We start from the raw sequence: 23,979 nt of genomic DNA, 5'->3' as shown, positions 1-23,979 counted from the left end.
CGCTCGCCCGGGTGCCTAGGCTGCCTGCGTGGACGTGGAGGACGAGGCGCGCGGGCGGCAGACGGGTCCGGAGCGGTTCCTCGTGCGGGGGCGGGTGGAGAACCTGCCGCGCCGGCGCGCGGACCGGGACCTGCTGCTGCGCTGGCTGGCGCAGCGGGTGCTCCCGATGGAGGAGCCCGTGCCCGAGCGCACGCTGACCGACCGGATCGGCGAGGTCGCGCGGGACCCGGTCGGCCTGCGGCGCGAGCTGGTCGAGGCGGGCCTGGTCACCCGGACGCGCGACGGGGCCGAGTACTGGCGCACCCGGGTCACGGAGTTCGACCCGGTCTGACCCCGGGCGCACCGGCAGCGGGCTCGGCCCGTCGCCGTCCGGACGAGGTCGCGCGGGACGACGAGGTCCGAGAACGACGAAGTCCCGCTCGCCGGGGGCGAACGGGACTTCGGGTGGTGGTGGCTCCGACCGGCGTCGATCCGGTGACCTTTCGATTTTCAGTCGAACGCTCTACCAACTGAGCTACAGAGCCTTGGTACGACAACACCGGCCCAGATGGACCGGTGTGATCGAGCGACCCCGACGGGACTTGAACCCGCGACCTCCGCCGTGACAGGGCGGCGCGCTAACCAACTGCGCTACGGGGCCTCGTTGTGAGACCTATTCTTCCACATGCACTGCTCGTACCCCCAACGGGATTCGAACCCGTGCTACCGCCGTGAAAGGGCGGGGTCCTGGGCCGCTAGACGATGGGGGCTTGTTCGCCCCTGACGTCGAGGCGTCTTCAGACCGGTGATGACTCTACGGGTACGTCCGGGGATCCTCCAAATCGGCGAGGATGACCCCGTGGTGGACATGACGCGCGAGGACTTCGAGGACGCCGTGCGGGACGGGCTGGACCGCATCCCGCCCGAGCTCGCGGCGCAGATGGACAACGTGGTGGTGCTCGTGGAGGACGAGGCGCCGCAGGACGACCCCGACCTGCTCGGGCTGTACGAGGGGGTGCCGCTCACCGAGCGCGGCGAGTTCTGGGCGGCCGGCTCGCTGCCGGACCGGATCACGATCTTCCGGCTCCCGACGCTGGCGATCTGCGAGGACCGCGAGGAGGTCGTCGAGGAGGTCGCGGTCACGGTGGTGCACGAGATCGCCCACCACTTCGGCATCGACGACGACCGGCTGCACGCGCTCGGGTGGGCGTAGTCTTCCTCTGAGCATCGAAGGGCGATAACATCGGTGAACAACGATGATTCACGGGTCGAGCCCGCGCTGCACGACCACGACGGCGTCCCCGGCGGCGCGCACGCGCACGCCGACGTCGTCCGGGTCCTGCACGCGCTGGCCGACCCGACGCGGCTGTCGCTCGTCCACCTGCTCGCCGACGGCGCGCGGCGGGTCGTCGACCTGACCGGGGCCCTGGGCCTCGCGCAGTCGACGGTCTCCGCGCACCTGGCGACGCTCCGGTCGGCCGGGCTGGTGGTCGCCACGCCGGAGGGCCGGGCGACGCGGTACGCGCTGGCCGACCCCGAGCTGGACGAGCTGCTGGGCGCCGCCGAGCGGGTGGTCGCGCGGACGGAAGGACGACGATGGGGCAGCACGGGCACGACCACGGGGTGACCGCCGCGCAGGCGCACCGCGGCCGCCTGGTGGCGGTGCTCGCCATCACGCTCACCGTGATGGTCGGGGAGGTCGTCGGCGGCCTGCTGTCCGGGTCGGTCGCGCTCGTCGCCGACGCGGGGCACATGCTGACCGACGCCGCCGGCGTGACGCTGGCGCTCGTCGCGACGTCGCTGGCGGGCCGTCCCGCCACCGCCCGGCGCACCTTCGGCTGGCAGCGCGCGGAGATCCTCGCGGCGCTGGCCAACGCGCTGGTCCTCGTGGTCGTCGCCGTGGCGGCGGTCGTCGGCGGCGTGCGCCGGGTGGCCGACCCCGGCGAGGTCGAGGCCGGGCTGATGCTGGGCGTCGCCGTGGTCGGCCTCGTCGCCAACGGCGTGGGGCTGGCCCTGCTGCGACCCGGGCAGCAGGAGTCGCTCAACGTGCGCGGCGCCTACCTCGAGGTGCTCGGCGACCTGCTCGGGTCGGTCGCGGTGATCGCGGCCGCGGTCGTCGTCCTGACCACCGGGTTCGCCGCCGCGGACGGGCTCGCGTCGGTCGTGATCGGCCTGCTCATCGCCCCGCGCGCCTGGAGCCTGCTCCGCGACGTCGGGATCGTGCTGCTCGAGGCCACGCCGGCCGGGGTCGACCTCGACGCGGTGCGCGCGCACATCTGCGGCGTCCCGGGCGTCCTCGGCGTCCACGACCTGCACGCGTGGACGATCACCTCCGGGGTGCCCGTCCTCTCGGCGCACGTGGAGGTGCCGGCGGACGTGCTGGCCCGCGGCGAGTCCGGGCGCGTGCTGGGCGACCTGCGGCGCTGCCTGTCGGGGCACTTCGACGTCGAGCACTGCACGTTCCAGCTCGAGCCGCCGGAGTCCCGGGAGGCGCGGACGCACGCGTGAGCACGCCCCCTACGCTGGCGGACGTGACCGACGCGACCTCGTCCGCAGCACCCGCCCGCACCCGTCTCGGCGTGGTGATCCTCCCGCAGGAGCGCTGGGCCCAGGCCCGGCACACCTGGCTCCGGGCGGAGGAGTACGGGTTCGACCACGCGTGGACCTACGACCACCTGGCGTGGCGCTCGCTCGCCGGCGAGCCGTGGTTCGCCACCGTGCCGCTGCTGGCGGCCGCCGCCGCGGTGACGGAGCGGATCCGGCTGGGCACGTGGGTCGCCAGCCCGAACTTCCGGCACCCGGTGCCGTTCGCCAAGGACGTCATGGGTCTCGACGACATCGCGGAGGGCCGGTTCCTGCTGGGGCTCGGCGCAGGTGGCGAGGGCTTCGACGCGGGGGTGCTCGGGCCGGCGCCCACGCGCGGCGAGCGCACCCGCCGGTTCGAGGAGTTCGTGGAGCTCCTGGACCGGCTGCTCACGCACCCGGTCACGGACCACGAGGGCACGTTCTACGAGGCGCACGACGCGCGGATGCACCCCGGCACGCTGGCGCGGCCGCGGACGCCGTTCGTGGTCGCCGCCAACGGGCCGCGGGCGATGGCGCTGGCGGCGCGGTACGGGCAGGGCTGGGCGACCTACGGGCCGACGTTCGAGCCGGGCGAGACCGAGGGCCCGGTCGCGGCGGCGCAGGAGGCGTGGTGGGCCGGGCTCGCGGGGATGGTCGAGCAGCTGCGGGAGACCGCGGCACGGCTGGCGCCCGGCGGGGTGGTGCCGGACCTGTACCTGAACCTCGACGGCGCCCCGGTGTTCTCGCTGGAGTCGGCGGACACGCTCGTGGAGGGCGTCGAGCGCGCCGCGGACCTCGGGTTCACCGACGTCGTCGTCCACTGGCCGCGGGCCGAGGGCATCTACGCGGGGTCCGAGGACGTGCTCGCGGAGGGTCTGTCCCGCCTGGGGCGGTGAGGAAGGACCGGGGTCGGCGCAGGGGGGCTCCGACCCCGGTCGTCGAGGGCCCTCAGCGGGCCTGCCGCGCCTCCCAGGCGCTCGCGACCATCTCGGTCAGCGTGTGGCGCATGACCCAGTCGAGGTCGCGCGCGGCAGCCTCGCCGGAGGCGACGATGCGGTCGGGGTCGCCGGGGCGGCGGGGGGCGAGCTCGGGCTCGAAGTCGATCCCCGTGCCCTGCGCCATCGCGGTCATGATCTCCCGCACGGACACGCCGTCGCCGGAGCCCAGGTTGTAGACCCGCTGCAGCTCGCGACCCTCGGACAGCGCGCGGGCCGCCGCCACGTGCGAGGTCGCCAGGTCGGCGACGTGCACGTAGTCGCGGACGCAGGTGCCGTCCGGCGTGGCGTAGTCCGTGCCGTTGATCCGCGGGGTCCGGCCCTCGGCGAGGGCGTCGAGCACCAGCGGGAACAGGTTGTGCGGGCTGGTGTCGGCGAGCTCGGGCGTGCCCGAGCCGACCACGTTGAAGTAGCGCAGCGAGGTGTGGTGCAGCTCGGTGGCGCGCGCCTGGTCGCGCAGCAGCCACTCGCCGATCAGCTTGGACTCGCCGTAGGGCGACTCGGGCGCGGTCGGGGTGTCCTCGGTGACCAGGTCGACGTCGGGCGTGCCGTACACGGCGGCGCTGGACGAGAAGACGATCCGGTGGACGTCGGCGGCCTCCATGGCCTGCAGCAGGTGCGCCGTGCCGGTGACGTTCTGCTCGTACGTGTGCAGCGGGCGCTGCACGGAGACGCCGGCGTACTTGAACCCGGCGAGGTGCACGACGCCCGTGACGCCGTGCTCGCGCAGCGCGTCGGTGACCAGCGCGGTGTCGAGGATCGAGCCCGTCACGAACGGGACGTCGTCGGGGACGAACTCCCGGTGCCCGGACGACAGGTCGTCCAGCACGACGGCCGGGATCCCGACCTGCCCGAAGGCCCGCACCACGTGCGAGCCGATGTACCCCGCGCCTCCGGTCACCATCCACGTCATGCCGCCAGCCTAGCCCGGATCTGGTGCTTTCTGGTCGGTCTCGGTGGTTCCTGTTCGATCGCCGCGCCGCGCTGCCCGGCTCGTCCCGGTTCGTGCGGCGTGCGGGGTCGTGCGCGCGCGTGCGATGGGGCAGAGTGCACCGCAGGTGCGGCGCCGTGGCCGCCGGGCCGCCGCTCCGGTGGTGCCGTGCCAGATGCTCAGTATGCTGAGCATCTACTCGAGACCCGGGAGGACGCCGTGCGCAGGACTCACAGCGCCCACAACCACGCGGACACGACCGGTACCGCCGGCCTGGTCGCGGACGCCCCCGCGGCGCGCGCCCACGCCGGCGACGGCCCGTTCGGCGCTGCCGCGCTCGGTGGTGCCCGCCCAGCGTCCGCCGGGCGGGACGATCTCGCCACCCGGGTGGAGGACGGCGTCGACGTCGTCCGCCGGCTCCTGGTCGACGACGCGGCGGACCGCCGGTCCCGCGCGCGCGATCTCGCGGTCGAGCACGCGGCGCTCTGGCGCGCGGTCGGCGAGCAGATCGGCGGCGGCCGGCTGATGCGCCCGCGGCTCGCCGTCGCCGCGTACCTCGGCCTCGGTGGCACGGACCTGGCCGCCGTGGCCCCGGTCGCCGCCGCGCAGGAGATGCTGCACACGGCGATGCTCGTGCACGACGACGTCCTCGACCACGACGACACCCGCCGCGGGCGCCCCAACGTCACCGGCACCGCCCGGCGCCGGCTGGCCGCGCGCGGCGTCGAGGGCCCGGCGGCGGAGGACCCCGTGCTGGCGGCCGGGCTGCTCGGCGGCGACCTGGCCATCGCCGCGTCCTTCGACCTGGTGGCGTCCGCGCCCGTGGCGGCGGAGCTGCGGCTGCGCGTGATCCAGCAGCTGGCCCGGGCGGTCGACACCACGGTGGCGGGCGAGCTGCTCGACGTCACCGGAGCCCTGCACGGCCCCACCGCGGTCGACGCCCTGCGGGTGGCCGAGCTCAAGACGTCCGTCTACTCCTGCTGCGGCCCGCTGGCGGCCGGTGCGGTCCTCGCGGGCGCCGACGACGGCGTCCTGGGGGTGCTGGACCGGTTCGGCACGGCGTTCGGCGTGGCGTTCCAGCTGCTCGACGACGAGCTCGGCGTGTTCGGCGACCCGGAGGTGACGGGCAAGTCGGTGCTGTCGGACCTGCGCGAGGGCAAGCGGACCGAGCTCCTGCGGCTCGCGTACCTGCGGGCCGACGTCGCGCAGCGCGCGGTGCTGGACGGCGCCGTCGGCCGGCCCGGCCTGACCGAGGACGAGGCCGCACGCGTCCGCGGGGTCATCGAGGCGTCGGGTGCGCTCCACGAGGCGCGCCTGGTGCGCGCCGACGCCGTGCGCACGGCCCGCCAGGCGGCCGAGGACGGCCTGCCCGAGCCGCTCGCCCGCTACCTGACCGCGCTGGTCGAGGCGACGGCCGGGGTGGCCGCGTGACGGCGGTGCGCACCCCGGTCCGGGTCGCGGGAGCCGCGCTGTACGACCGCACGGCGGCCCGGGCCAGCCGCGCGGTCCTCGCGGGGTACTCGACGTCGTTCGGCCTGGGCACCCGCCTGCTCGGGCCCCGCGCCCGGCGGGACATCGAGGCCGTCTACGCGCTGGTCCGGATCGCGGACGAGGTGGTCGACACGCGCGGCGGGGACGACGCCGCCGCGCTGCTCGACGAGCTCGAGGCGCAGACCACCCGCGCGATGGCCTCGGGGTACTCGACGAACCTGGTCGTGCACGCGTTCGCCCGCACCGCCCGGCGGGTCGGGATCGGGGCCGACCAGGTGGACCCGTTCTTCGCCTCGATGCGGGCGGACCTGACGGTGCGGGTGCACGACCGCGAGTCGTACCTGCGCTACGTCTACGGCTCCGCCGAGGTGGTCGGGCTGATGTGCCTGCAGGTGTTCCTCAACGCCGACCGGGCCCCGGGCGAGCCGGTGCGCCGGCCCGACGACGCGACCGTCGACGGGGCGCGGGCCCTCGGCGCGGCGTTCCAGAAGATCAACTTCCTGCGCGACCTCGGAGCCGACTCCGGCGAGCTCGGCCGGTGCTACTTCCCGGGCGTCGGCCCGGCTGGCCCGACGGACGCCCAGCTGACGGGCATCCTCGAGGAGATCGCCGACGACCTGGCGCGGGCCCGCGCCGCGCTGCCCCGGCTGCCGCGCCGGGCACGGACGGCCGTGGCGGCCACGCTGGCGCTGTACGACCGGCTGCTCGCCGACCTGGCGGCCACCCCGCCGGCGCAGGTGCTGGCCACGCGGGTGCGCGTGAGCACGCCGCGCAAGGTGGCGGTGCTGGCACGCACGGTGGGCGCGCAGGTCGTCGACGCGGCACGGGAGAAGGTGGCCGGCGGCGCGCCGGCCCGGACGACGGACGACGGAGGCAGGGCGTGACGGGACGGGTGGTCGTGGTCGGCGGCGGGATCGGCGGCCTCGCGACCGCGGCCCTGCTCGCGCGGGGCGGCGCGGACGTCACGCTGCTGGAGCGGCACGACCGCGTCGGCGGACGCACCGGCACGCTGGAGCTGGACGGGTTCCGGTTCGACACCGGGCCGTCCTGGTACTTCATGCCCGAGGTGTTCGCGCACTTCTTCGCGCTGCTCGGCGAGCGGATCGAGGACCACGTCGACCTGGTGCGCCTGGACCCCGCGTACCGGTTGTTCCCGGAGCCCACGGCCCCGGGTGCCCCGTCGGAGCCGTTCGACGTCGTCGCCGACCCCGGGACCAACTGGGCGACGTTCGAGGCGATGGAGCCCGGTGCGGGCGAGGCGTTCCGCCGGTACACCGCCGAGTCGTCCGAGGCCTACCGCACGGCGCTGGACCACTTCCTCTACACGACGTTCGAGCGCCCCGACCGCGCGATCACCGCGGACGTCGCGCGGCGCTCGGCGACGCTCGCCGGGCTGCTGACGCAGACGCTCGCGCAGAAGGTCGCCCGCACCACCGACCACCCCGTGCTGCGCCAGGTGCTCGGCTACCACGCGGTGTTCCTCGGCTCCTCGCCGTACCGGGTGCCGGCGCTGTACTCGCTGATGAGCCACCTCGACCTGGTCGACGGCGTGCAGTACCCGCGCGGCGGCATGTACACGGTCATCGCGGCCATCGAGAAGCTGGCCCGCGGCCACGGCGTGCAGATCCGCACCGGCGCCGAGGTGGTCGCGGTCGAGGTGGACGACGCCGCGCGGTCGCTGCGGCACCCGCGGCGCACGGGCGTCGCGCGCGGTGTGCGGCTCGCCTCCGGCGAGGTCGTGCCGGCCGACGTCGTCGTGTCCGGCGCGGACCTGTTCCACACGGAGACGCAGCTGCTGCCGGAGCCGCACCGCACCCTGCCCGAGCCGTGGTGGGACGACCGCACCCCCGGCATCTCCGCGCTGCTGGTGATGGCCGGCGTCCGCGGGGAGCTGCCGGAGCTCGCGCACCACTCGCTGTTCTTCACCCGGGACTGGCCGGGGAACTTCGACGACATCCTCGGGCCCGGCCGCACGGCGCGGCCCGAGGACCTGCGGGTGCCCGACGTCGCCTCGCTCTACGTCTCGCGCACCACCGCGACCGACCCCGACGCCGCACCCGCCGGGCACGAGAACCTGTTCGTCCTCGTGCCGTTCCCCGCCGACCCCGGCATCGGGGCGGGGGAGGCCGGGCGCGCCGAGCTCGACTCGTACGCCGACCGGTACCTCGACCAGGTCGGGCGCTGGGCGGGGATCCCCGGGCTGCGCGACCGGGTGGTCACCCGGAAGGTCGTCGGGCCGGCGGACTTCGCGCGCGACTTCTCCGCGTGGCGCGGCACGGCGCTCGGCATGGAGCACACGCTCGCGCAGAGCGCGATGTTCCGGCCCGCCGACCGCTCGGCGCGCGTGCCGAACCTGCTGCACGTCGGCGGCGGCACCGTGCCCGGCGTCGGGCTGCCGATGTGCCTGATCAGCGCGGAGCTCGTCGCCAAGCGCCTGCTCGGCGAGACCTCGCCCCGGCCGCTGCCGACGCCGCTGCGGCCCGGGTTCCTCGAGGCCGCGCGGCCGCGCGGCACGTGGGCGGAGCACGGGTGACCGGGTTCGCGTACCTCGGCGCCCTGCTCGTGGCCCTCGGCGGCCTCGCGATCATCGACCGGCGGTGGCAGCTCGCCTTCTGGGACCGTCCCCGCACCGCGGCGCTCTGCCTGGTCGTCGGCGTCGTCGGGTTCCTGCTCTGGGACGTGGCCGGGCTGCTGCTCGGGATCTTCGCGCGCGGCGAGAGCCCGCACATGACCGGGCTGCTGCTCGCCCCGGACCTGCCGGTCGAGGAGGCCGTGTTCCTGACGCTGCTCTGCTACAACGCGCTGCTCGCGTGGCGCGGGCTGGACCGGCTGCTGGCCGCCCGGCGCGCGACGCCGGTGCGGGAGGCGGGCCGGTGACCAACATCGTGATGAACGCGATCGTGCTCGCGGTGCTGCTCGCCGTGTCCTGGCCGGTGCTGCGACGGCTGCGGCCGGGACCCGTCGTCGGCGGTGCGCTCGTGCTGTGCGTGCTGACCATGGTGTTCGACACCCTGATGATCGCCGCCGACCTGTACGTCTTCGACGAGGACAAGATCCTCGGCGTCTACCTGTGGGGGGCTCCGCTGGAGGACTTCGCCTACGCGATCGCCGCGGCGCTCGCGATGCCCGTGCTCTGGACCGTGCTGGAGGACCGGTCGGCCCGGCGCTCGGCCCGGCGTGCCGCGGCGGGCCGGGAGGACGTCGCGTGAAGCAGGTGCTCGCGGCCAGCCGGCCGTTCTCGTGGATCAACACCGCCTACCCGTTCGCCGCCGGCTACCTGCTGGCCACCGAGGGCCGGGTCGACGCGACGTTCGTCATCGGGACGCTGTTCTTCCTGATCCCCTACAACCTGCTGATGTACGGCGTGAACGACGTGTTCGACTACGCCTCCGACCTGCGGAACCCCCGCAAGGGCGGCATCGAGGGCGGCCTGGTCGACCCGTCGGCCGCGCGGGCCGTGCACCGGCGCATCCTGTGGGCCAGCGGGCTGTCGGTGCTGCCGTTCCTGGTGTACCTGCTGGCCGTCGGCTCGCTCGCGGCCGGGCTCACGCTGCTGCTGGTCGTGTTCCTGGTCGTCGCCTACTCCGCCCCGGTGCTGCGGTTCAAGGAGCGCCCGGTCCTGGACTCGGCGACCTCGGCGATGCACTTCGTCGGACCGCTGCTCTACGCGCTCGTCCTGGTCGGGGCCGACCTCGGCGCGCGGACCGTGTGGCCGGTGCTGGTGGCCTTCGTGCTGTGGGGCATGGCGTCGCACGCGTTCGGCGCCGTGCAGGACGTCCGCGCGGACCGCGAGGGCGGGATCGCGTCGGTGGCGACGGTGCTCGGGGCGCACGCCACGGTGGTCGCCGCGACCGTCGGGTACGTGCTGGCCGCGGCCGTGCTGCTGGCCCTGCCGTGGCCGGGGTGGCTCGCCGCGGTGCTGCCGGTCGCGTACGCCGTCAGCACGGCCCGGTTCTGGTCGGTGCGGGACGCCGACTGCGAGCGGGCGAACGCCGGGTGGCGGACGTTCCTCTGGCTGAACCTCGTCGTCGGCTTCCTGGTGACGATGCTGCTGATCGCGATCGCGCTGACGTCCTGAGCCCCTCCGCCCGCCGGCTCGTCAGACCTCCGGCGGCCCCAGCGGGCCCTGCAGCTCCGGCAGCGTGGCGTCGGCGTCGAACGCCGGGGCGTGCAGCTGCGTGACCGTCGCCCAGCCGCGCAGCAGCAGGCCCGCGTCGGTCTCCGTCTCCTGCGACGCGGCGAGCTCCGAGTAGGTGAGCATGAGGTTGCCGTGCTCGACCTCGTGCACGCGCGCCTGCACGGCACCGAACGCGGCCAGCGGGGCGCGCCGCAGCCCCCGGACGTCGGCCAGGGGCCGGTCGGGGACGTTGAGGTTGATCACCCGGTCGGGCCGTCGCTGCTGGTCGAGCATCCACTCGAGCACGTGCGCGGTGAACACCCCGGCGGTCGACCAGTGCTGCGGTCGCGCGTCGGCGATCGACACGGCCAGCCCCGCGATGCCGTGCGTCGCCGCGGAGAGGGCCGCGCCCACGGTGCCGGAGTGCAGCACCGCGTGCCCGGTGTTGGCGCCGCGGTTGACGCCGGACAGCACCAGGTCGGGCTTCGGGCCGAACCCGCCGTGCGCCGCGACGAACGCGATCATCGCCGGCGCGGCCCGCACCGCGAACGACTCCACGCCGCCCGGCAGGCCGGGCGCGTCGGTGCGGTCGACGATCAGCCGGCCGTCCTGCTCGGCGCCCAGCAGCGCCGCGCTCGCCCCGCTGGAGTCCCGCGCCGGCGCGGCGACCACCACCTGGTCGGCGCCCGCCTGCAGCGCCACCCGCGCCAGCACCGCCAGCCCGGGGGACTCGATCCCGTCGTCGTTCGTCACCAGGACCCGCATCACCACTCCTCTCGTCGGCCGGCGTCAGCCGACCTCACGCACCGTGACCTGCTCGGCGAACCGCTCGATCTGCTCCCGGTGCCCGGACCCCAGCCCCCGCCGGGTCACGTTCAGCGCGCCTGCCGCCGCACCCAGCCGGGCGGCCTCGGTGAGCGGGAGCCCGCGCCCGACCCCGACGGCCGTGCCCGCGGTCATCGAGTCGCCCGCGCCGCGGTGGTCGACGGTGGTCACCGAGGGGGCGACGACCTCCGAGACGCCGGACGCCGTGACCAGCAGCGCGGGGTCGGCGGCGCGCGACACCAGCATCGCGCCGACCTGCCCGGGGGCGTCGACGTCGACGTCGACGGGGTCGTCCGGGTGGTCGTCGCCGTGCCCCTCGGGCAGCGGGGGGTCGGGGCGCAGCAGCCGGCGCGCGCCCTCGCGCAGCGACTCGACGGAGTCGTCGTCGGCCAGGCCCGCCTCGACCAGCTCCTCGTGCGACATCTTCAGCACGTCGACGCCGGCCCTCGCGACCTCGATCGCGGCCTTGCCGGACAGGTCGGCGACAGTCTTCACGCCCGCCGCGCGCAGGTCGCCGACCAGGCGGCCGAAGAACGTCGGCGGCAGCAGCGGGGACGGGTACGCGCCGGTGATCACGCAGACGTCGGCGTCCAGCGCCTCGACCAGGACCGTCCCGTAGAGGTCGTCGATCTCGTGCCGGTCGAGCCGGGCCGGCGGCATGAACGCGAGCTCGTTCCGCTCGCCGTCCCGGCGGTCGTGCAGGTACGCGCCGTTGCCGCCCGCGTAGGACACCCGGCGCACCCGCAGGTTCTCGACCTCCGCCAGGTGACCGAGCACCGTGCCCGTCTCCCCGCCGAACGGGCCGCACACCACGACGTCCGCGCCGAGCGAGTACGCCATGCGCGCGACCCACAGCCCCTGGCCGCCGGGGTGCACGTGCAGCTCCGGGGAGCCGTCGTCCGACCCGCTCTCCAGCGTGACGGTGAGGATCGGCGTGGGGGCGAGGACGCACACCCGCGGGCTGCGGCTGGTCGGCACGGTCGTCCTCCCTGGAGGCGTCGGTTCCGTGCGCCCATGCTGACGGGCGGGGACGCGCTGCGCACCCGGGACCGGCCACGGCGGCAGCACGCGCACCCCGTGTGCAGGTCGTGCGCAGGCTCCGCGCGCCGCCCCCGCTGGGGTGGTGGCCGCGGGACGGGACGTGTTCGATGGCTCGGTGATCTCTGCTGCCGTCTCCGAAGACCCCGTCGACACCGCCCAGGACGTCCTCGTCCCGGTGCTCTCGGTGGTCGGTGCCGTCCTCGTCGCCCTCCTGGTCGCCGTCGTCCTCGGCGCCCTGGTCCGCTCGCTCGCGAAGAAGTCGTTCGTCGCCGCCGACCTGGCCCGCCGGGCCAAGCGCCCGCTGCGCGCGGTCCTGATCGTGATCGCGGTGTGGGTCGCCCTGCGCCTGTCCGTGCCGGGTGCGATGTGGGAGTCGAACGACTGGATGGGCGCGCTCGGCCACGTGCTGCTCATCGCGCTCATCGCCGCCGCCACCTGGCTGGTGGGCACGCTGGCGTTCGTCGTCGAGGACGCTGCGCTCTCCCGCTACCGGGTCGACGTCAAGGACAACCGGCACGCGCGGCGGGTGCGCACCCAGATCCAGCTGCTGCGCCGGATCACCGTCGCGATCCTCGTCGTCGTCGGCCTCGCGGCCGTGCTGCTGACGTTCCCCGGTGTCAGCGCGTTCGGCGCCAGCCTGCTCGCGTCGGCCGGTGTGCTGTCCGTCGTCGCCGGTCTGGCCGCGCAGAGCTCGCTGGCCAACGTGTTCGCGGGTCTGCAGATCGCGTTCACCGACGGCATCCGGGTCGACGACGTCGTGATCGTCGAGGAGGAGTGGGGGCGGATCGAGGAGATCACGCTGACCTACGTGGTCGTGCACATCTGGGACGACCGCCGCCTCATCCTGCCGTCGACCTACTTCACCCAGACCCCGTTCGAGAACTGGACCCGCCGCGCCGCCGAGCTGCTCGGCACCGTCGAGATGGACGTCGACTGGCAGGTGCCGGTGGACGAGCTGCGCGCCGAGCTCAACCGCCTGCTGCAGGCCACCGACCTGTGGGACCACCGGGTCGGGATCCTGCAGGTGACGGACGCGGTGAACGGCATGGTCCGGCTGCGAGCGCTGGCGAGCGCGGTCGACGCGCCCACGCTGTTCGACCTGCGCTGCTACCTGCGCGAGGGCCTCGTGACCTACCTGCAGGGCTCCGCTCCGCAGGGCCTGCCGCGGACCCGCATCGAGACCACCAAGGGCACGCGGCTGCCGGTCGTCGAGGCCGCCCCGGCCCGTCCCGCCACCGGGTCGCACCGGGCGGTCGAGCCGCCGACCGAGACCGGGCAGCTGGACGCCCGCCTGTTCACCGGCAGCGTGGAGGCGATGCAGCGCGCCGGGTCGTTCGCCGGCCCCGGGCAGGACGTCATCGCCGAGCGCGAGGAGCACGCCGCCGAGTCGCGCCACGAGGACGAGGACGGCGCACCCGGGCGCTCGTCCGGCGGCCGGCGCGGGGCCGACGGCGCAGGTCCCGGGACGGCGGCGGTGCCACTCGCGACCTCGCACGCAGCGGGCGCGGGGGCGGAGGCCCGGGCGGCGGGCTCGACCGGCGAGGGCGCTGCGGTCCCGGCTCCGGTCGCGGGCCCGGCGACCGGGACGGTGCCGACGTCGACGGGCACGAGCACCGCCGTCGACGCGGCGGGACCCGCGGGGACGCCGACGGACGAGCCGGTGGCCGCCGCGGACCGGGGGACGATGGTGCTGCCGGCCTACGCGGACCCGGTGAGCCCCGTGGACACCGCGGGCCCGGTGGAGAACGCGGACCCGGCCACCGCGGCGGAGACGGCCGCCACGGAGGCGCAGCCCGAGGTCGACCCCGAGGATCAGCCCGCGCCCCCGACGCGCCGCTCCGTCCGCAGCGCCCCGGTCGACCCGCGGACGCCGCGCCGGCGCTGACCCGCGGCGTGCAGGTCGCGGGAGGGGGCAGCCGCCGGGGGAGGAGCGTGCGGGACGCGGGGGCGGGTGTCCAGCGGGCTCCGCCCAGCGGACCTGCCGGGTCTCGCCCACCGGACGTGCGGTTGCGTCCGCGGCGATCCCTGCCGACGGTGGAGTGGTCCGATGGTCGCGGCGCCCCGGTGCTGCGGCCGCCACCGGCAACCGAGAGGAGCACTCGTGCTCACCTTGACCGACAACGCCAGCACCGCCGTCCGCGACCTCGCCTCCCGTGCGGGGCTCCCCGAGTCGGGCGGGCTGCGCATCGCGGAGTCCGAGCAGCAGCTCGGGTCGTTCGAGCTCGCGCTCGTGCCCGAGGCCGTCCCCGGCGACGAGGTCATCGACGCCGCGGGTGCGACGGTCTTCGTCCCGCAGCAGACGTCCACGCTGCTCGCGGACCTCACGCTGGACGCCGACCCGTCGGCCGCCGGCAGCCCCGGCTTCACGCTCGCGCCGCAGGGCTGACCGAGCCCGCCCCGCACGCAACGAGGGCCCGCGCATCCGTCGTACGGATGTGCGGGCCCTTGTCGTACCGGGCGCCCCTGCCGGTGTCCCACCGGCGGGGGCTGGTGCCCGGCAGACGGCCCGGCGGCGGTGTCCCACCGCCGCCGGACCGGGTCCGGACGACCTGCGGTCAGCAGGTCAGGCGCGAGCGCCCTTGCGGCCGGTCAGCGCGCCGTAGATCAGCAGGACGATGATCGAGCCGGCGATCGCCAGCAGCCAGGTCTGGATGGACCAGAACTCCTCGAGCGGCGCGTCGAGCAGCACGCTGCCGAGCCACCCGCCCAGCAGGGCGCCGACGACGCCCAGCAGCAGCGTCACGAACCAGCCTCCGGCCTGGCGTCCGGGCAGGATCGCCTTCGCGATCGCACCCGCGATCAGCCCCAGCAGCAGGAAAGCGAAGAAACCCATCTGGCACCTCCAAAGTTGCAGTTCGAACGGGGAAGACCGTCCCACGGGATCACCCGGTCCGCATCCGGAACGGGTTCGAGGCCCTGGTGGGAGCGCCGCGAGGGGTCGTCCGAGCGGGGTGGTGTCAGGACACCTGGCTCATCACGAGCGCCCCGAGGGCGAAGCCGACGACCGTGGCGACGACGGCCACCACGAGGGCGATCTTGCCGAGGCGCTCCTTGCGGACGACGGCGAAGATGCCGGTGACGATCCCCGCGATGCCGAACACGATCGGCAGGAACAGCACCGCGATGGCGGAGAGCACGAAGGTGATGATCGACAGCACCGGCGTGCCGGTGGTCGCGACCGGACCGGCCGGGCTGGTCGGGCCGGTCGGGTTCTGTCCGTACGGGCTGGTCATGGCGTTCCCCTGTCTGTCCGCGGCACGGGTGTGCGCTGTTCCCGCCGTCATCTGCGGCGGCAGCGGCAAACTAGGGCGAATCGGACAGCCTCGCCTCCGGGCGGGGACCCGTGAACGGGGAGGTTCACCCGGACGGGTGGTCGCCTCAGGCTGCGGGGATCAGGTCGAACGCGTTGCCCTCGGGGTCGGTCAGGCGGACCCAGCGGGCCGCGCCGGCGACCGTGCCCACGCGGCGGGCACCGAGCCGCACCAGGCGCTCGGACTCCCGCTCGAGGTCGGTGGTGACGAGGTCGAGGTGCAGGGCGTTGCGGACGACGCCGCCCGCGCCCACCCGGTCGAACACCAGGCGGGGGGCGCCCGCGTCGTCGAGCAGCTCGGCGTGCTCGGGGCTCGCGCCGGGGGCGACGTCCCGCCCGAGCGCACCGGCCCAGAACCGGGCGACCGCGTGGGCGTCGTAGGCGTCGAACGTGAGGCCGTGGAAGGTGCTGGCCATGGGTGCCTCCGTGAGGTCGTCGTGCGGGGCGCGGCGCCGGCGTCGACGGGTGGTCGGGGGCGGCGTACCCTGGAACGGAGGAGCCTCCGTTTCGCTCCACGACTCTAACCGGAGGATCCTCCGGATCGCAAGGGGTACCTGAGATGACCGCCGCACCCGCCACCGCCGGCAAGCCGCTGCGCGCCGACGCCGCGCGGAATCGCGCCCGCCTGCTCGAGGTCGCCGCCGCCGCGCTCGCGGAGGACGGCGACGTCGCCCTGGAGACGATCGCCCAGCGCGCGGGCGTCGGGATCGGGACCCTGTACCGGCACTTCCCGGAGCGTGGCGCGCTGGTCGAGGCGGCCTACCGGCAGGAGGTCACCGAGCTGTGCGACGCGGCCCCCGCGCTGCTCGGGGAGGACCGGCCCGCGGTGGACGCGCTCCGCGACTGGATGGGCCGGTTCGTCCGCTACGCCGTGGCCAAGCGGGGGATGGGCGCCGCGCTGCGGGCCACCGTCGGCTCGGACTCCTCGCTGTTCGCCGACACCCGGACCCGGATCATCGCGGCGATCGACGTGCTGCTGGACGCGGGGCGTGCCGACGGCTCCGTGCGCCCGGACGTCGACGGCGAGCAGGTCATGCTCGCCATGGGCGGGGTGTGGAACGTGCCCGACTCCGACCGCTGGGCCGAGCGCGTGCGCGGGCTGCTCGACCTGGTGGTCGACGGCCTCCGCTACGGCGCGGACGCCGACCGCCGCTGAGCGCGACGGCGCGCGGCACCCCGCAGGGCACCGCGCGTCGGTCGTCCGCGGCTCAGGCGCGCGTGAGGAACGCCTCGATCCGGTCGCACGCCCCGACCCAGGCGTGCTCCGCGAAGAAGTCGCGCAGCTCGGGCGTCGGGAAGCCGCTCTGCACGACGCTCATCAGCGTGCCGCCGTCGACGGCCTCGAAGGTGAGCACGATGTGCGTCGTCATCGTCTGCCCGTCGGGGCTGCTGCCCACGGACTCCGTGACCAGCCGGTGCGGCCGGTCGATCTCCAGGAACGTCTGGGTCTCCCGGTACAGCTCGTCGCGGTTCGGCCCCCAGACGGCGACCTGCCGGCCGCCGACCCGCAGGTCGACCTCGATCTCGACGATGCCGGGCTCGGTGTCGAGGATCGCGAACCAGATCCGCTGCTTCTCCGCGTCGGTGTAGGCGTCGAAGACCTCCTCCGGCGTGGCGGGCAGCACCCGCGTGGCGCGGAGCTCGAGGTCGGTGGCGTCGGTGGTCATGAGGGAGGTCCTTCCGTGGTGGTCGACCCGTCGTCGGGGTCGTCGTCGTCGCGCAGGCCGCGCTGCAGGGTGAAGAAGGCCTCCAGGCCGTCGAGCCGGCGCTCCCAGAGGCGCTGGTAGAACGCGATCCAGGACATGGCGTCGTCCAGCCGCTCGGTGCCCAGGCGGCACTGCCGTGCGCGCCCGACCTTCTCGGTGGCGACCAGCCCGGCGTCCTCGAGCACCCGCACGTGCTTGGTCATGCCGGTGAGGGTGATGCCGTAGGGCTCGGCGAGCTGCCCGATGGTGGCGGGGCCCTCACCGAGGCGGGCGAGGACGCCGCGCCGAGTCGCGTCGGACAGGGCCGCGAAGACCTCGTCCAGGTGCTGTTGCTGAACCATGTGGTTCACCGTAACAGTGAACCTGTCGGTGCACAATGATCGGGGCGGATCAGCTTCCGCGGGCCGTGCGGTAGGACGGCCGTCGCAGCCGCGCCGCCCAGGCCGGCACGCGCAGGTCCCCGGGCGCGTGCAGCACCGGGTCGAACCGCAGGTCCGGGTCGTCGGCGTCGCCGGGACGGGCCGGGCAGAGCAGGCGGCCGCACCGCTGCCACTCCCCGCCGGGCCGGGCCGACAGCAGGATGAGGTCGATGCTGCCGTCGTCGGGGGTGTCGGGCATCGGCACGGCGGCGACGAGCACGGCGCGTCCCTCGTCGTCGAGGAACGGCATCAGCGTGCCGTGCGGGCCGGCCAGCGGGTGCCGGCGGGGGACCAGGAGGAAGCGCGACAGCCGTCCCAGCCCGGTGCCCGAGAGCAGGAGGTCCTGGGGGCGGCCGTCGCGCTGCCAGCGCACCGCCACCCCGAACACGTCGGGGAGCGGCCGCGGGAGGCCCGCCGCCCGGGACACGCGGGCGAGCGCGGTCGCCACGTACGGAGCACCGAGCTCCCGCGCGCCCGGGGCGCCGCTGTCGTCCAGCACGAGCGTCCCGCGCCGGACCACTCCGCGCGGGTGCAGCGGTCGCGGGCTCGGGCGGAGGGTGCGGACGAGCGCGACCAGGGCGCGCAGGACCGCGCCGGCGGCGGAGGCCACCGGCGCGGTCCTGGTCGGTGCGTGCCGACCCGGGGCGCCGCTCAGGCGCGGGGCGCGCGGGCGGCGCGGTCGCGACGGGGCCACAGGGCGATCGCCAGACCGGCGAGCGCGGAGACGATGTGCAGGACGTTGTCCGCGCCGTTGATGTTGAGGACGTTCCACTCGGGCCGGTTCGCCACGACCAGGCCGTACACGAACGTCGCGCCGTACCCGATGAACAGCAGCCACCCGTAGGTGCGGGCCTTGCTCGGGGTGCTCCACAGCGCGATGCCGAGCAGGCCGATGACGATGTGCACGATGTTGTGCAGCGGGTTGATCGCGAAGCCGAGCAGCGTCTGCGAGTGGTCGTGCTCCGTGAAGCCGTCGAACCCGGTGACCAGGAAGCCGGCGAGGCCGACGACCAGGTAGACGACGCCGATCACCAGGGCGAGCCACTGGTGCGGCTGGCGGACCGTCGTGCGGTCGGACGGACGGGCCGGAACGGTTGAGGACATGGGTACCCCCGGTGTCACGCGCGGCCCCGGTGCTCGGGTCACCGGCCCGGGGTCTGCGCTCTGCGTCAGGCGCCTGGGCTCGACGCGCGTCCTGCGCGACCAGGATGCGTCGGCCCTGCTCGGCGCGCATCCGGAGGTGGCCCCGCTGGGCCCCTGCGGCGGCGCCGCTCGCCGTGCGGGCCGGGCCGGGCGGGGCGATGCTCGACGGACGACGGACCCGCCACCCGACCCGAGGGGACCCGATGCACCTCGACGAGAGCGCGCCGCTGCGCGCCACCCGCCGCCTCGAGCAGGCCACCGGCCTCGACACGACGATCGACCGGCTGCGGCCCGCGGTGCTCTCCGCGCTGCGCTCCAGCCCGCGGCTGGCGGGGCTGCTGCACGGCAAGCCGCTCGGCCACGCCGCGCACCCGCTGATGACCGACGTCCCGATCGGGTTCTGGGTGAGCTCGACGGTGCTCGACCTGGCCGGCCCCGCGGACCCGGGCCGGCAGCGCGCGGCCGACCGGCTGCTCGGGCTGGGGGTGCTGTCCGCGGTGCCGACGATCGCCACCGGGGTCGCCGACTGGGCGGTGTCCGACCGGCGCACCCAGCGGGTCGGCACGGTGCACGGTGCCCTCAACGACGTCGCGCTGGCCCTGTACGGGGCGTCGTGGCTGCTGCGTCGCGGCGGGCGCCGGGGGCTCGGGGTCGCCGTCTCGCTCGGCGCCGGAGCCGTGCTGGGCGTGAGCGGCTACCTCGGCGGGCACATGGCGTCCCGGCTCGGGTCGCCGCCGAACAGCGCGTCCGGCCCCGCGGAGCCGCCCGTCGCGGACGACCCGGCGGTCTGACGGGCGACGTCCGGCCGGCTGCCCGAGCGGTGGCGCCGGCCGGCTGCGACGATCGGTCCCATGGCGCCCGAACGGATCACCGACCGGCTGCTCAGCTGGGCCTCCCTGCTGGAGCCGATGACCCGCGAGCAGGCCGTCCGGACGTCGGAGCTGCCGTTCATCCACCCGCACGTCGCGCTCATGCCCGACGCCCACCTCGGCAAGGGGGCGACCGTCGGCAGCGTCATCCCGACGCTCGGCGCGATCGTCCCCGCGGCGGTCGGCGTCGACATCGGCTGCGGCATGATCGCCGTCCGCACGCAGTGGACGGCGGACCGGCTGCGGTCGGCCGGGGCGCTGTCCGCGCTCCGGGTCGACATCGAGCAGCGGGTGCCGCTGTCCGCCGGCGCCGCCAACCGCCGGCTGACCGACTCCGCAGCCGTGCGCGTCGCGACCCTGGAGGAGTCGGCGCAGGCGGCCGGGTTCGACCCGGGCGCGTACACGCCCGCGTGGCGCAAGCAGCTCGGCTCCCTGGGGTCCGGCAACCACTTCATCGAGGTGAGCGCCGACGAGGACGGCCGGGTGTGGCTGTTCCTGCACTCGGGCTCGCGCGGGGTCGGGAACCGACTCGCCCAGCACCACATCACGGTGGCCGTCGAGCGGTGCCGGAAGGCGCGCACCGACCTGCCCGACCGGGACCTGGCGTACCTCGAGGAGGGCACCGAGGCCTTCGACGCCTACATCCGCGAGCTGCGCTGGGCGCAGGACTTCGCCCTGCTGAACCGCGAGGAGATGATGGACCGGGTCGTCGCGGCGGTGTCCGCCTTCGTGGGCGAGGACGTCGTCGAGGCCGAGCGGGTCAACTGCCACCACAACTTCACCGAGCGGGAGGAGCACGCCGGCCGCTCGGTGTGGGTGTCCCGCAAGGGCGCGATCCGCGCGCAAGCCGGGGACGCCGGCCTGATCCCGGGCTCGATGGGCACGGCCTCGTACGTCGTCGTCGGCAAGGGCGAGCCGCAGTCGCTGTGCTCCAGCCCGCACGGGGCCGGCCGCGCCTACTCGCGCACCGCCGCCCGCCGCCGGTTCACCCGCGCGCAGCTGCGCGAGGCGATGGCCGGGATCGAGTACCGGGACACGGACGCGTTCCTGGACGAGATACCCGCCGCGTACAAGGACATCGACCAGGTGATGGCCGACTCCGCCGACCTGGTCGAGGTCCGGCACACGCTGCGGCAGCTCGTGAACGTCAAGGGCGACTGAGGGCGGGCATGACGGGAGCAGCAGGCATGCGGGCGCGAGCAGACGGCCCGGCCGGGGCACCGGACCGGTCGGCCCGGGGGGTCGCCCGGCTGCTCCTGCGGGGACCGGGCGGCGTGGTGCGGGTGGTCGGCGCCGCCTGCGTCGTGCTCGCGCTCGCGGCGCGCGGACCGGTGGACGCGGCGCTGTTCGCCCTGGTGCTCGCGGGGCTCGTGGTGCCGGTGCTCGTCCGGGTCGACCCTCACCTGGACGCGGCCTACGGCGTGGGCCTGCTCGCCGCCGCGTGGGCGGGCGCGCTCGACCTCTACGAGGCGGTGTCCTGGCTCGACGTCGTCATGCACCTGGTCGTCACGGGACTGATCGCCGCGGTCGCGCACCTCCTCCTCGCCCGGCGCACCGGCGCGGTGGCCGATCCCGTCGGCGGGCTGCCGCCGGGCGCGGCGGCCCGGGTGGGGTCCGTCGCCGTGACCACCGCGGTCGGGCTGGCGCTGAGCGTGCTCTGGGAGGTCGGGGAGTACCTGGGGCACACCTACGCGGACCCGACGATCCACGTCGCCTACCGGGACACCGTCGGCGACATGGTGATGGGCGGGATCGGGTCGACCGTCGCGGGGGTCGCCCTCGTGCTGCGGCGTCGTTGAGCCCTACTCCGCCGCGCCGCGCTCCCGGGCCCGCGCCCACAGCCGCAGCAGCAGGTGGTCGTCGACGCCCGCGAGCCCGCTGCCGGCCGGCTCCGGCGTCGTGTCGGCGCCGCGGACCTCGGCGTGCAGCTGCTCCATCCGCCGGTCCAGCTGCTCGGCGACCTCCGCCGCGTCGGCCAGGCTGGCTGCCAGATGCCCGGGCACCTCGCCGTCGTACTTGTAGTAGATCTTGTGCTCCAGGCTGGCCCAGAAGTCCATGGCGATGGTCCGGATCTGCACCTCGACGGTCACCGGGACCGGGCCGGTCGACAGGAACACCGGGATCTCGACCAGGGCGTGCAGGCTCTTGTAGCCGTTGTCCTTGGGGTGCGCGATGTAGTCCTTGACCTTCAGCACCCGCACGTCCGACTGCGACGTCAGCGTGTCGAGGATCCGGTACGTGTCGGCGATGAAGCTGCAGGTGATCCGCACGCCGGCGATGTCGGTGATGCCGGCGCGGATGGCCGCCGGCGTGAGCTCCAGGTCCCGTCGCAGCGCCTTGTCCAGGATGCTCGCCGGCGACTTCACCCGGGAGCCGACGTGCTCGATCGGGTTGTATTGGTGCAGGTGCAGGAACTCGGTGCGCAGGATCGACACCTTGGTGAGGACCTCGTCGACCGCGAACTGGTGCTCCATCTGCATCCGCGCGAACTCGCCCTGCATGCGGCGGGCGAAGGCGAGCATCGCGGGGTCCGGCGGTCCGCTCGGGTCGGGGTGCGGGTCGGGCACGGCGGGGCTCCAGGGTTCTCGCGGACGGTGCGGCTGCGTCCATCATCCTGGGGAGGCGGGGGAGAGTGGTGCACCCTGTAAGCGAGAACAGCGCGCTGCTTGCTCTCGCTTGTGGCGTTAAGCGAGAATAGCGCGTCCGATCGTCTCGCTCAGGAGGGCTGCATGGCCGTCGAGCCGGGCGCCGTCGTCCCGCCGCACGCGCACGAGGCGCTGCCCTGGACGTCGCGGAGCGGCCGCCGCGCGGAGATCGACGAGTACGCCGCGACCGTGCCGCCGCTGATCGCCGACGTCCGCCTGGCGCCCTCGGCGTCGCTGCTGGAGACATGCCGGCGGGTGCGGGTCGAGGTCGGGGTGCTCGAGCGCTCGTTCGCGGGCCAGGTCGCGGCGCTCGAGCCGTTCCTGCTCCGGACGGAGGCCATCGCCTCGTCCCAGATCGAGGAGGAGCTGACGACGGTCGACCAGCTCGCGCGCGCGCAGTTCGGGATCCGCGCGCCGAGGACGGCCCGCACCGTGAAGGGCGCCATCGACGGACTCGCGCTCCTCGTCGCCCGTGCGCGCGACGGCGTCGAGCTGGCGGACGTCCTCGCCGCGCACCGGCTCCTGATGGCGGACGACCCGGAGGAGAAGTGGGACGCGGGCACGCTGCGCACGGTCCAGAACTGGATCGGCGGGTCCAACCGGTCACCGCGCGGCGCCGTGCACGTCCCCCCGGTCCCCGGCCGCGTGCCCGGGCTCATGGACGACCTCATCGCCTTCCTGCGTCGTACCGACCTCGACCCGGTCGTCCAGGCGGCCGTGGCGCACGCGCAGTTCGAGTCCATCCACCCTTTCACCGACGGCAACGGACGCATCGGCCGCTCGCTCATCAACGCGGTGTGGCGGTACCGCGGGGTCACCCACGCGATGGCCGTCCCGGTGGCGTCGGCGATCGTCGCCGACCGCGAGGAGTACTTCGGGCTGGTCAACGGCTACCGCACCGGCGACGTGGAGCCCTTCGCGTCCTACTTGGCGGAGGCGGCCGGCCGGGCGACCGAAGCGGCAGCCGTCTCGGCCCAGCGGCTGGTCGCCCTTCCCGGCGAGTGGCGCGAGCGGGTGCATCCGCGTGCCGGCTCCGCGGTCTCCGCGCTGCTGCCGCTGCTGATCAGCCGGCCCGTGGTCGATGCCGCGGACGTCGCACGCCTGACCGGCGTGTCCCCGGCGCGCGCCTACGTCGCCGTGGAGCGGCTGGTGGAGGCCGAGGTGCTGCGGCCGATCACGGAGTCGAAGCGGGACATGGCGTGGGCCGCGGGCGAGGTGCTCGACGAGGCGGACCTGATGCTCGACCGCCTGAGCGTCGGCTGACCGGCCGACGCCGGGCGGTCAGCGCGCGCCGACGGCGACCGGGGCCTGCGCGCCGCTGCCCGCGTCCCCCGGGCCGTCCCCCGGCTCGCGCCGGAAGATGATCTTGAGGATCGGGAAGAACACGACGAACGAGATCAGCGCGTTGATGATCATCGTGACGACGTCGGCGACGGTCTCGCCCGTGCTCGGCGAGCGCTCGATCAGCCACTGGTAGATCGGGTCCTTGTAGAAGCCCTGCAGCCAGGCGGCGACGAACGTGATGACGACGTACGCGAACGCGTACCAGGCCGCCGCGCGCCAGATGTTGCTGTCGGACTTGAACGTGACGGTGCGCTGCAGGAAGAAGTTGATCACCTGCGCGACGGCGAGGGTCAGCTGCACCGCGAGGAAGTAGGCGAGGCCGCCACCGCCCAGCGGGAGCGTCCCGGCCGGGTAGTCGAAGACGAAGAACGTGCTGCCGTCGGCGTTGGTGCTCACCGGGAGCACCTGGAGCGCGGTGTCGACCAGCGGCGTCTGGTTGAACACCCACTTGAACACCGGCATCAGCGCCAGCTGCAGGACCGTCATGCCCTGGCTGATGAGCGTGAAGACGACCAGCTCGGCCACGCCGGGGCGGTTCTCGGCGAAGCGCTGCCAGGCGCTGCGGATGCGGCGGATCATCGCGACGTCCCCTCCCTCGG

General features: G+C 74.9%; 30 protein-coding genes and 3 tRNA genes. 18 read left to right on the top strand and 15 right to left on the bottom strand.

The features are described 5' to 3' along the window. The first annotated feature begins 28 nt into the window (after positions 1–28). Positions 29–331 carry a DUF2087 domain-containing protein gene (locus tag ACWPWW_RS08685; protein WP_454049916.1) on the top strand — a complete coding sequence of 101 codons (303 nt, stop codon included), beginning with the start codon at positions 29–31 and terminating at the stop codon, positions 329–331. Positions 332–448: 117 nt separating this feature from the next. Here ACWPWW_RS08685 and ACWPWW_RS08680 read toward each other — a convergent pair. The 3 genes from ACWPWW_RS08680 to ACWPWW_RS08670 form a co-directional block, all read right to left on the bottom strand. Next, positions 449–524 (bottom strand) — tRNA-Phe (locus ACWPWW_RS08680). Positions 525–566: 42 nt separating this feature from the next. Further along, positions 567–640 (bottom strand) — tRNA-Asp (locus ACWPWW_RS08675). A gap of 36 nt (positions 641–676) precedes the next feature. After that, positions 677–749 (bottom strand) — tRNA-Glu (locus ACWPWW_RS08670). A gap of 98 nt (positions 750–847) precedes the next feature. Here ACWPWW_RS08670 and ACWPWW_RS08665 point away from each other — a divergent pair. From ACWPWW_RS08665 to ACWPWW_RS08650, 4 genes are read left to right on the top strand one after another with little or no spacing between them, the layout of a single operon-like run. Then, positions 848–1,192 (top strand): metallopeptidase family protein, encoded by a 345-nt coding sequence (locus tag ACWPWW_RS08665; protein ID WP_454050424.1) that lies wholly within the window; start codon positions 848–850, stop codon positions 1,190–1,192. 33 nt (positions 1,193–1,225) lie between these two features. Beyond that, positions 1,226–1,606: an ArsR/SmtB family transcription factor gene (locus tag ACWPWW_RS08660; protein ID WP_454049915.1), complete on the top strand. Its 381-nt coding sequence runs from the start codon at positions 1,226–1,228 to the stop codon at positions 1,604–1,606. Further along, positions 1,576–2,487: a cation diffusion facilitator family transporter gene (locus ACWPWW_RS08655; protein WP_454049914.1), complete on the top strand. Its 912-nt coding sequence runs from the start codon at positions 1,576–1,578 to the stop codon at positions 2,485–2,487. The genes ACWPWW_RS08660 and ACWPWW_RS08655 overlap by 31 nt, the downstream gene beginning before the upstream one ends. 23 nt (positions 2,488–2,510) lie before the next feature. After that, positions 2,511–3,440, top strand: coding sequence for an LLM class flavin-dependent oxidoreductase (locus tag ACWPWW_RS08650; RefSeq protein WP_454049913.1), 930 nt, complete (start codon positions 2,511–2,513; stop codon positions 3,438–3,440). Between the two features lie 52 nt (positions 3,441–3,492). Here ACWPWW_RS08650 and galE read toward each other — a convergent pair whose 3' ends face one another. Further along, positions 3,493–4,452, bottom strand: coding sequence for a UDP-glucose 4-epimerase GalE (gene galE, locus ACWPWW_RS08645; protein WP_454049912.1), 960 nt, complete (start codon positions 4,450–4,452; stop codon positions 3,493–3,495). Between the two features lie 237 nt (positions 4,453–4,689). Here galE and ACWPWW_RS08640 point away from each other — a divergent pair, with 237 nt between their 5' ends. Genes ACWPWW_RS08640 through ACWPWW_RS08615 form a run of 6 tightly spaced genes read left to right on the top strand, consistent with a single transcriptional unit; the run spans position 4,690 to position 10,039 of the window. Beyond that, complete coding sequence (locus tag ACWPWW_RS08640; RefSeq protein WP_454049911.1) at positions 4,690–5,901, top strand: polyprenyl synthetase family protein; 1,212 nt, start codon at positions 4,690–4,692, stop codon at positions 5,899–5,901. Beyond that, positions 5,898–6,845, top strand: coding sequence for a phytoene/squalene synthase family protein (locus ACWPWW_RS08635; protein ID WP_454049910.1), 948 nt, complete (start codon positions 5,898–5,900; stop codon positions 6,843–6,845). The genes ACWPWW_RS08640 and ACWPWW_RS08635 overlap by 4 nt, the downstream gene beginning before the upstream one ends. Continuing rightward, positions 6,842–8,494, top strand: coding sequence for a phytoene desaturase family protein (gene crtI, locus ACWPWW_RS08630; protein ID WP_454049909.1), 1,653 nt, complete (start codon positions 6,842–6,844; stop codon positions 8,492–8,494). Before ACWPWW_RS08635 ends, crtI begins: the two co-directional genes overlap by 4 nt. Beyond that, positions 8,491–8,838, top strand: a complete 348-nt coding sequence (locus tag ACWPWW_RS08625; RefSeq protein WP_454049908.1) for a lycopene cyclase domain-containing protein — start codon at positions 8,491–8,493, stop codon at positions 8,836–8,838. Before crtI ends, ACWPWW_RS08625 begins: the two co-directional genes overlap by 4 nt. Further along, positions 8,835–9,170: a lycopene cyclase domain-containing protein gene (locus ACWPWW_RS08620; RefSeq protein ID WP_454049907.1), complete on the top strand. Its 336-nt coding sequence runs from the start codon at positions 8,835–8,837 to the stop codon at positions 9,168–9,170. The genes ACWPWW_RS08625 and ACWPWW_RS08620 overlap by 4 nt, the downstream gene beginning before the upstream one ends. Next, complete coding sequence (locus ACWPWW_RS08615; RefSeq protein WP_454049906.1) at positions 9,167–10,039, top strand: prenyltransferase; 873 nt, start codon at positions 9,167–9,169, stop codon at positions 10,037–10,039. Before ACWPWW_RS08620 ends, ACWPWW_RS08615 begins: the two co-directional genes overlap by 4 nt. Positions 10,040–10,060: 21 nt before the next feature. On the opposite strand, the gene surE is transcribed toward ACWPWW_RS08615, so the two are convergent. Then, positions 10,061–10,843 carry a 5'/3'-nucleotidase SurE gene (surE, locus tag ACWPWW_RS08610; RefSeq protein WP_454049905.1) on the bottom strand — a complete coding sequence of 261 codons (783 nt, stop codon included), beginning with the start codon at positions 10,841–10,843 and terminating at the stop codon, positions 10,061–10,063. A gap of 24 nt (positions 10,844–10,867) precedes the next feature. Next, the gene (locus ACWPWW_RS08605) at positions 10,868–11,881 is read right to left on the bottom strand and encodes a 1-phosphofructokinase family hexose kinase (RefSeq protein WP_454049904.1); all 1,014 of its coding nucleotides are present in this window, start codon (positions 11,879–11,881) and stop codon (positions 10,868–10,870) included. Between the two features lie 178 nt (positions 11,882–12,059). On the opposite strand from ACWPWW_RS08605, the gene ACWPWW_RS08600 reads away from it, so the two are divergent. Both ACWPWW_RS08600 and ACWPWW_RS08595 read left to right on the top strand, forming a co-directional pair. Then, the gene (locus ACWPWW_RS08600; RefSeq protein ID WP_454049903.1) at positions 12,060–13,829 is read left to right on the top strand and encodes a mechanosensitive ion channel domain-containing protein; all 1,770 of its coding nucleotides are present in this window, start codon (positions 12,060–12,062) and stop codon (positions 13,827–13,829) included. A gap of 216 nt (positions 13,830–14,045) precedes the next feature. Further along, positions 14,046–14,330: a Fe-S cluster assembly protein HesB gene (locus tag ACWPWW_RS08595; RefSeq protein WP_454049902.1), complete on the top strand. Its 285-nt coding sequence runs from the start codon at positions 14,046–14,048 to the stop codon at positions 14,328–14,330. Positions 14,331–14,507: 177 nt separating this feature from the next. On the opposite strand, the gene ACWPWW_RS08590 is transcribed toward ACWPWW_RS08595, so the two are convergent. The 3 genes from ACWPWW_RS08590 to ACWPWW_RS08580 all read right to left on the bottom strand — a co-directional run bounded on the left by ACWPWW_RS08590 (position 14,508) and on the right by ACWPWW_RS08580 (position 15,670). Next, positions 14,508–14,777, bottom strand: a complete 270-nt coding sequence (locus tag ACWPWW_RS08590; RefSeq protein ID WP_454049901.1) for a GlsB/YeaQ/YmgE family stress response membrane protein — start codon at positions 14,775–14,777, stop codon at positions 14,508–14,510. Positions 14,778–14,901: 124 nt separating this feature from the next. Then, positions 14,902–15,177: a hypothetical protein gene (locus ACWPWW_RS08585; protein ID WP_454049900.1), complete on the bottom strand. Its 276-nt coding sequence runs from the start codon at positions 15,175–15,177 to the stop codon at positions 14,902–14,904. Between the two features lie 145 nt (positions 15,178–15,322). After that, on the bottom strand, positions 15,323–15,670 hold the full coding sequence (locus tag ACWPWW_RS08580) for a VOC family protein (protein WP_454049899.1): 348 nt from the start codon (positions 15,668–15,670) through the stop codon (positions 15,323–15,325). Positions 15,671–15,813: 143 nt separating this feature from the next. Here ACWPWW_RS08580 and ACWPWW_RS08575 point away from each other — a divergent pair, with 143 nt between their 5' ends. After that, on the top strand, positions 15,814–16,410 hold the full coding sequence (locus tag ACWPWW_RS08575) for a TetR/AcrR family transcriptional regulator (RefSeq protein ID WP_454049898.1): 597 nt from the start codon (positions 15,814–15,816) through the stop codon (positions 16,408–16,410). 52 nt (positions 16,411–16,462) lie between these two features. On the opposite strand, the gene ACWPWW_RS08570 is transcribed toward ACWPWW_RS08575, so the two are convergent. From ACWPWW_RS08570 to ACWPWW_RS08555, 4 genes are read right to left on the bottom strand one after another with little or no spacing between them, the layout of a single operon-like run. Next, the gene (locus tag ACWPWW_RS08570; RefSeq protein WP_454049897.1) at positions 16,463–16,921 is read right to left on the bottom strand and encodes an SRPBCC family protein; all 459 of its coding nucleotides are present in this window, start codon (positions 16,919–16,921) and stop codon (positions 16,463–16,465) included. Continuing rightward, a complete protein-coding gene (locus tag ACWPWW_RS08565) occupies positions 16,918–17,301 on the bottom strand; it encodes an ArsR/SmtB family transcription factor (RefSeq protein ID WP_454049896.1) in 384 nt (127 codons plus the stop codon). Before ACWPWW_RS08565 ends, ACWPWW_RS08570 begins: the two co-directional genes overlap by 4 nt. 49 nt (positions 17,302–17,350) lie before the next feature. Next, positions 17,351–17,989, bottom strand: coding sequence for a hypothetical protein (locus ACWPWW_RS08560; protein ID WP_454049895.1), 639 nt, complete (start codon positions 17,987–17,989; stop codon positions 17,351–17,353). A 41-nt stretch (positions 17,990–18,030) separates the two neighbouring features. Next, positions 18,031–18,483 carry a DUF4383 domain-containing protein gene (locus ACWPWW_RS08555; protein WP_454049894.1) on the bottom strand — a complete coding sequence of 151 codons (453 nt, stop codon included), beginning with the start codon at positions 18,481–18,483 and terminating at the stop codon, positions 18,031–18,033. 242 nt (positions 18,484–18,725) lie between these two features. On the opposite strand from ACWPWW_RS08555, the gene ACWPWW_RS08550 reads away from it, so the two are divergent. Genes ACWPWW_RS08550 through ACWPWW_RS08540 form a run of 3 tightly spaced genes read left to right on the top strand, consistent with a single transcriptional unit; the run spans position 18,726 to position 21,190 of the window. Further along, complete coding sequence (locus ACWPWW_RS08550; RefSeq protein ID WP_454049893.1) at positions 18,726–19,313, top strand: DUF2231 domain-containing protein; 588 nt, start codon at positions 18,726–18,728, stop codon at positions 19,311–19,313. A gap of 60 nt (positions 19,314–19,373) precedes the next feature. Beyond that, positions 19,374–20,552, top strand: coding sequence for an RtcB family protein (locus tag ACWPWW_RS08545; RefSeq protein ID WP_454049892.1), 1,179 nt, complete (start codon positions 19,374–19,376; stop codon positions 20,550–20,552). Between the two features lie 8 nt (positions 20,553–20,560). Next, on the top strand, positions 20,561–21,190 hold the full coding sequence (locus ACWPWW_RS08540; RefSeq protein WP_454049891.1) for a hypothetical protein: 630 nt from the start codon (positions 20,561–20,563) through the stop codon (positions 21,188–21,190). Between the two features lie 3 nt (positions 21,191–21,193). Here the strand turns inward: ACWPWW_RS08540 and ACWPWW_RS08535 are convergent, their stop codons facing one another. Further along, on the bottom strand, positions 21,194–21,958 hold the full coding sequence (locus ACWPWW_RS08535; protein WP_454049890.1) for a GTP pyrophosphokinase: 765 nt from the start codon (positions 21,956–21,958) through the stop codon (positions 21,194–21,196). Positions 21,959–22,120: 162 nt separating this feature from the next. Here ACWPWW_RS08535 and ACWPWW_RS08530 point away from each other — a divergent pair, with 162 nt between their 5' ends. Then, positions 22,121–23,299 carry a Fic family protein gene (locus ACWPWW_RS08530; protein WP_454049889.1) on the top strand — a complete coding sequence of 393 codons (1,179 nt, stop codon included), beginning with the start codon at positions 22,121–22,123 and terminating at the stop codon, positions 23,297–23,299. An 18-nt stretch (positions 23,300–23,317) separates the two neighbouring features. Here the strand turns inward: ACWPWW_RS08530 and ACWPWW_RS08525 are convergent, their stop codons facing one another. Next, positions 23,318–23,959, bottom strand: coding sequence for a hypothetical protein (locus ACWPWW_RS08525; protein WP_454049888.1), 642 nt, complete (start codon positions 23,957–23,959; stop codon positions 23,318–23,320). Positions 23,960–23,979: the final 20 nt, after the last annotated feature.

The sequence above is a fragment of the Cellulomonas sp. Marseille-Q8402 genome (assembly GCF_965119525.1).
The sequence above is the reverse complement of the archived record's forward strand: the minus strand, read 5'-3'. Positions and strand labels throughout refer to the sequence as shown.